The organism is Embleya sp. NPDC059213 (assembly GCF_042754445.1).
Lineage (GTDB): Bacteria > Actinomycetota > Actinomycetes > Streptomycetales > Streptomycetaceae > Embleya.
On the sequence record NZ_JBHZAV010000317.1, the window covers coordinates 1 to 6568 of the forward strand.

Sequence of the window (6568 nt, forward strand, 5' to 3'; positions counted from 1 at the left end):
CCGTGGCGGTGGGTGTTCCCGGTGCGCTCGGCGGGTTGTCCACCGGCGGTGCGCCGTCACAGGGACCGCCGTTGACCTTGCAGTTGCTCGGACTGCCGGGTCCGGAACCGAGGAGGCCGAACTTGGCACTGGCCCCGGGTGCGAGCGAGCCGTTGTACTCACGGTTCTTCGCGGTGATGTGCGTTCCGGACTTGGTGATGAGCGCGTCCCAGTACGAACCCAGGTTGGTGCCGGTGGGGAAGTCCCATTCGACGGTCCAACTCGTGATCGCGGTGGTACCGGTGTTCTTGATCGTCCATTCCGCCTGGAAGCCGCTGCCCCAGTCGGAGGTCTTGGCGAACGTTGCGGTCGCGCCCGCGGCAGCCTGCGCGGGCGCGGCCGAGAGGCCGACCATCGCGGCGAGCGGGAGTAACAGGGCGGCACAGATCGCAATGAATCTCTTGCCTGGTGCGGTGCGTTTGGTGCGCCTCACGGTTCCGATGGCCATGGGTGCTCCTGGATTGGGATCCGATGGAGAACCTGCGCCCCACAATGAGCCGGGATGTCCGGCTCACACAGTAGGGCGAGCGTAATGAAGGTCTGGACCAATAATCAAGGTCTAGACCAGTAGGGATCAGCTCGAATCGGGATCTCCCCACCGACGGCTGCCATTTCGTTGGCCGCACTCGTTCTTCCACAGGCCTTCACGCAAAATGTGATTTGTGACATGGTACATGTCACGCGGTCGGCCGGACGCTCCCCTTCCGGTCTGCCGTGGCACCAACTGCCTTGCCACCGTTGGGATTTCGGTGAGGCAGCGACCAGGACCACGCTCGCGCCGATCCCGGAAGTCCCCGGAGCGGGACCGGCGACGAACCGCTCATGCCGTGGCACCACCCCTCAACCGGAGGCACGCATCGGCGTGACCTCCGTCCCGCAAGGAGACGGTCTTTGCGAACCACATCGGCACGACAGGGACTTCGCCGCATCGCGGTGGTAGGCATCTCCCTCGCCATGGGCTTCGGATTGTTCACCCAGCCCGGATCGGCCGCCCCCTCCGATCCGGCCGCGGCGACGTCCACGTCCCGGGCAACCGCCGGCTCGTCCCCCAACTCCTCCTCCACCGCCGGACCGTCGGCCGGCACCGCCCCCAGCGCACCGGCCGACCAGACCCCGCACACCCAGGGCAAACCGCTGCCGGTACCCGTGCAACCACCGCTGTCCGCGTCCGCGTCGGCCACCGCCAAGCGCGACTACGACGACCCGGCGGCGGCCGTGCTCCCGAACCGCCCGTCGATGGCCGCCGGGCAACGCACCGCCGCGGCGGCGACCTGTACGGTCGCCGACTTCGCCAGTCGCACCGGCAGCGCGCTCGTCCAGCAGATCAAGGCGTCGACCACCGACTGCGTCAACACGCTGTTCACGGTGACCGGGACGGACGCCTCCTCGATCTTCCGTGAGGCGCAGATGACTTCGGTCGCCTACGCCCTGCGCGACCTGGCCGGTGCCTACCCGGGCAACGGCAGCACCGGTGCCCCGCAGATCGTGCTCTTCCTGCGGGCCGGCTACTACGTGCACTGGTACAACCAGTCCACCGTGGGCACCTACGGGCCCACGTTGCAGACCGCCATCCGGTCCGGTCTGGACACCTTCTTTGCCAACGCGCACTCCTCCGACGTCACCGACGCCAACGGCGAGACGCTGGCCGAGGCGGTCACCCTGATCGACAGCGCCGAGGAGAACGCCCGCTACCTGTCCGTGGTCAAGCGCCTGTTGGCGGGCTACAACAGCTCGTACGACGCGTCCTGGTGGATGAAGACCGCGGTCAACAACGTCTTCACCGTGCTGTTCCGCGGCCACCAGGTCCCGGAGTTCGTCAGCACCGTCAAGGCCGACCCGAGCGTCATCGACGCGGTCGACGCGTTCGCGACCGCACACCGTGACCTGCTCGGCACCGACCGGGCCTTCCTGACCACCAACGCGGGTCGCGAACTGGTGCGCTTCGTCCAGTACCCGACCCTGCAGACCAGGGTGCGCCCGATGGTGCGCACCCACCTCCAGGCCACCTCGATCACCGGCCCGACCGCCTCGTTGTGGGTCGCACTGGCCTCGGGCGCGGACTACTACGACAAGGCGCAGTGTGCCTATTACGACACTTGCGATCTCGCCACTCGGCTGACCGCGGCCGTACTGACCGTCGACTACACCTGCAGCGACAGCATCAAGATCCGCGCGCAGGAGATGACTTCGGCCAACCTCACCCAAGCGTGCACCAGCCTGCGCAACCAGGACGCCTACTTCCACAGTGTGGCCGCGGACAACGGCCCGGTCGCCAACGACCACAACACCAAGATCGAAGTCGTGGTCTTCGACTCCAGCACCGACTACCAGACCTACGCCGGTGCGATCTTCGGCATCGACACCAACAACGGCGGCATGTACCTGGAGGGCGACCCGAGCGCGGCCGGCAACCAGCCGCGCTTCATCGCCTACGAGGCCGAGTGGACGCGTCCCGCGTTCGAGATCTGGAACCTCAACCACGAGTACACGCACTACCTCGACGGCCGCTTCGACATGGCCGGCGACTTCGACGCCGGTGTCACCACCCCCACCATCTGGTGGATCGAGGGCTTCGCGGAGTACGTCTCCTACTCCTACCGCAAGCTGCCCTACGACGCGGCGATCACCGAGGCGGGCAAGCGCACCTACGCCCTGAGCACGGTGTTCGACACCACCTACTCCAACGACACGACCCGCATCTACCGCTGGGGCTACCTCGCAGTGCGGTACATGCTGGAGAAGCACCCCGCGGACATCACCCGACTGCTGGGCTACTACCGGACCGGCGACTGGACCGGCGCCCGCACGTTCCTGACGAGCACCATCGGCAGCCGCTACGACAGCGACTGGTACACCTGGCTCGCGGCCTGCGCGGCAGGTGGGTGCGGCGGCGGCACCACTCCCGGCAACCGTCCGCCGGTGGCCGAGTTCACCAACGCCGTCAACGGCACCTCGGTCGCCTTCACCGACACCTCCACCGACCCGGACGGCACCATCGCCTCCCGGGCCTGGGACTTCGGCGACGGCACCACCTCGACCGAGGCGAACCCGACCAAGACCTTCGCGGCCGGCAGCCACACCGTGCGGCTGACCGTCACCGACAACGCGGGCGCCACCGCGAACGTCACGCACACCGTCACCATCGGCGGCGGTGGCGGCACCGAGTGCACCGACCCCGACACCCGCGCGCTGGGCAAGAACTGCCGGCGCAGCAACCTGTCGGCGACCAAGGACGGCAACGACAAGCTCTACTTCTACATCTACATCCCCGCGGGTACCGCCAAGCTGACCATCACCACCGCCGGCGGTACCGGCAACGCCGACCTCTACTACAACAGTGCCGTGTGGGCCACGAACACCGCCTACACCGCCAAGTCCACCGCGGCCGGAAACGCCGAGTCGCTGACCATCACGGCACCGTCCGAGGGTTACCACTACATCGGCCTCCAGGCGACGGAAACCTTCGCCGGGACGTCGGTCACCACCGCCTACTGATCCGAACACGCACCACCGATCGCACGGAACGCGCACCACGAGTCGCGTGAGCCACAGCGGGCGGCGGCGGGACCCTACCGGGTCTCGTCGCCGCCCGTCGTCGATTCGCGCACGACCAACTCGGGCCGGAACACCACCTGCCGATGGGTGTGCGACTCCGGCTGCTCGCTCTCCTCGAAGAGCAGTTCGGCGGCCGTACGCCCGAGCCGATACGTGGGCTGACGCACCGAGGTCAGCGGCACCGCCGACGCCGCCGCGAACTCGATGTCGTCGTAGCCCACCACCGCGACGTCCTGCGGAACCCGCACCCCCGCACGCGACAACTCGCGCATCAACCCCATCGCCAGCAGGTCGTTCGCGCAGAACACCGCCGACGGCAGCCGACCGTCGGCAAGCAGCCGGACGGCGGCCTCGGTGCCCGAGCGGGCGTTCATCGCCGGCACCACCACATCCCGGGTGCACGTGCCCAGCCGCAGTCCCGCGTCGCGCAGCGCGGCCCGCATGCCGCGTCGCCGATCAGCACACTGACGGATGGTCAGCGGGCCGCTGACGAACACGAATTCGCGATGCCCCTCGGCGACCAGATGCTCGCCGGCCATCCGCCCGCCCGCCACGTCGTCCACCGCGACCGAGCACAGGTCGGCCCGGTCGCCGGTGCGATCGAGCAGCACCACAGCCAGCCCGCGCGCCCGCAACTCCGCCACCGGCAACTCGGCGTCCCGGGCGGGGGTGACCAACACGCCGCGCACCCGCTGCTCCTGAAGCACCCGCAGATACCGATCCTGCTTGGCTCCGGAGTCGTCCGAGTTGCACAGGATGACCACCGAGCCGCTCTCGTTGCACACGTCCTCCACGCCGCGCGCCACATCCGTGAAGAACGGGTTGGCCACGTCCAAAACGATCAGACCGACGGTGTTCGCGATGCCCGAACGCAGCGATCGAGCCGAGTCGTTGCGTACGAAGCCGAGCAACTCCACCGCTTCGAGCACCCGGGTCCGGGTCGACTCGGCGACCCGCTCCGGGTGGTTGAGCACGTTGGACACCGTGCCCACCGACACGCCGGCCCGACGGGCCACCTCTTTGATGCTCGACGTCGTCATCGGGGATCGATCCGCTTCTCCAGGCCGGTACGGTCCGGCGGCAACCATCACGGCAGCCTAACGGTTGCCACACCGCCGGCCCCTGCTCGGCGTCCGCGCCCGTTCGCCGCCGGTGCGGGCGCCCCGGTCACACCGGCAGGCGATCCGCCGCTCGCGCCCAGTCGCCCGCGTCGCCGCACGGCTCGTACCGGCGCAGCGGCTGGGTCTCGCGCAACAACCGGCGCAGGTCCGCCAGCGAGCCGGTCACGCTCCCGGCCGCCCGGGCCTGGATCAGCAGATTGCCCAGCGCCGCCGCCTCGGTCGGCCCGGCCACCACCGGCAGTCCGCACGCGTCCGAGGTCACCTGGCACAGCAGCGTGTTCAGCGCCCCGCCGCCGACGATGTGCACGACGTCGACCGCGTGTGCCGCCAGCCGCTGCGCGTCCAGCACCGCGCCCCGGTAGGCGAGCGCCAGGCTGTCCACGATGCAGCGCACCATCTCGCCGGGCGTCTCGGGCACCGGTTCGCCCGCCCGCCGACAGGCCGCCGCGATCCGGTCCGGCATGTCGCCGGGCGCCAGGAAGGCGGGATCGGCGGCGTCCACCAGTGACCGCAGCGCCGGTACCTGTGCCGCTTCGTCGAGCAGCCGCTCCAGCGACTGCGGTCGGCCCAGCCGGTCCCAGTACCGCATGCACTCCTGGAGCAGCCACAACCCCATCACGTTGCGCAGGTAGCGCACGGTGCCGTCGACGCCCAGCTCATTGGTGAAGTTGGCCCGACGGCTCTCCTCGGTGAGCACCGGGGCGTCGAGTTCGACCCCGACCAGCGACCACGTGCCACTGGAGATGTACGCGAACCGGCTGCCGTCCGCCGGCACCCCGACCACCGCCGACGCGGTGTCGTGCGATCCGACGGCGGTGACCCGTACAGGCCCGCGCAGCCCCGTCTCGGCGAGCACCTCCGCGGTGAGCGCGCCCGCCGCCTCGCCGGGCAGCCGCAGCGGCGGGAACAACCCCGGATCGAGCCCGAGCGCGTCCATCACCGCACTCGACCAGCGTCCCGAACGGGGATCCAGCAACTGGGTGGTGGAGGCATTGGTGACCTCGGTGCCCGCCACTCCGGTCAGCCAGTACGAAATCAGATCCGGAATCAGCAACGCCTGCCGAGCAGCCGCGAATTGCGGTGTGCCGGACGCCGCGACGAGCTGATGCACCGTATTGAAACTCGCATGCTGGATCCCGGTGTTCGCATACAGATCCGCCGCATCCATCCGACCGTACACCTGCTCCGACACCCCATCGGTGCGCGCGTCCCGATAATGCACCGGATTCCCGAGCAGCACCCCATCCGCATCCAACAATCCGAAATCAACCGCCCAGGAATCAATCCCCACACTCACCGGCGAGCCCCCCACCCGCCCCGCAGCCCGCAACCCGTCCAACACGCCCGCATACAACCCGAGCACGTCCCAATGCAAGGTCCCACCGACCCGCACCGGCCGATTCGCAAACCGATGAGCCTCACTCACCGTCAACACCCCACCCCCCACCCGCCCAGCCAGCACCCGCCCACTGGACGCCCCCAAATCAACAGCCACAAATCCCCGCACCCCAACCCCTCCTCACCAAAAACCCCAACCCAACCAAACCCCAACCGCCCCAGCCCACCCGACACTCAAGGCAAACCCACCCCCACCAACCCACGAGCCAAGCAACCCGGCCACCACTTGAAGCCCCCGACCCACCCAGCCCCGCCGGCATTCGAGGCAAACCAGCCCGTCCGACGCATGAGGCAAATCAGCCCGGCCGACGCATGAGGCAAATCAGCCCGGCCGGCGCTTGAGGCCACTCAGCCCCGCCGGCGTTTGAGGCGAACCCAACCCGCCCAACGCACGAGGGCAACCAACCCACCCAACGCACGAGGCAAATCAGCCCGGCCGGCGCATGAGGCAAATC

At 69.0% G+C, this 6568-nt stretch carries 4 protein-coding genes; 1 reads left to right on the top strand and 3 read right to left on the bottom strand.

Annotation, left to right across the window (positions count from 1 at the left end; translation table 11 throughout):
- The coding region (locus ACFXMF_RS46035; RefSeq protein WP_380021249.1) for a cellulose binding domain-containing protein at positions 1-487 on the bottom strand (487 nt) is incomplete at its 3' end.
- Between the two features lie 443 nt (positions 488-930).
- Between ACFXMF_RS46035 and ACFXMF_RS46040 the strand changes: the two genes are divergently transcribed.
- Positions 931-3534, top strand: a complete 2604-nt coding sequence (locus tag ACFXMF_RS46040) for a collagenase (protein WP_379991641.1) — start codon at positions 931-933, stop codon at positions 3532-3534.
- A 74-nt stretch (positions 3535-3608) separates the two neighbouring features.
- On the opposite strand, the gene ACFXMF_RS46045 is transcribed toward ACFXMF_RS46040, so the two are convergent.
- Together ACFXMF_RS46045 and ACFXMF_RS46050 are read right to left on the bottom strand one after the other, a co-directional pair.
- Positions 3609-4634 (bottom strand): LacI family DNA-binding transcriptional regulator, encoded by a 1026-nt coding sequence (locus tag ACFXMF_RS46045; protein ID WP_379992792.1) that lies wholly within the window; start codon positions 4632-4634, stop codon positions 3609-3611.
- Between the two features lie 127 nt (positions 4635-4761).
- Entirely contained in the window at positions 4762-6222 is a 1461-nt protein-coding gene (locus tag ACFXMF_RS46050; protein ID WP_379992791.1) for a rhamnulokinase family protein, read from the bottom strand.
- Positions 6223-6568: the final 346 nt, after the last annotated feature.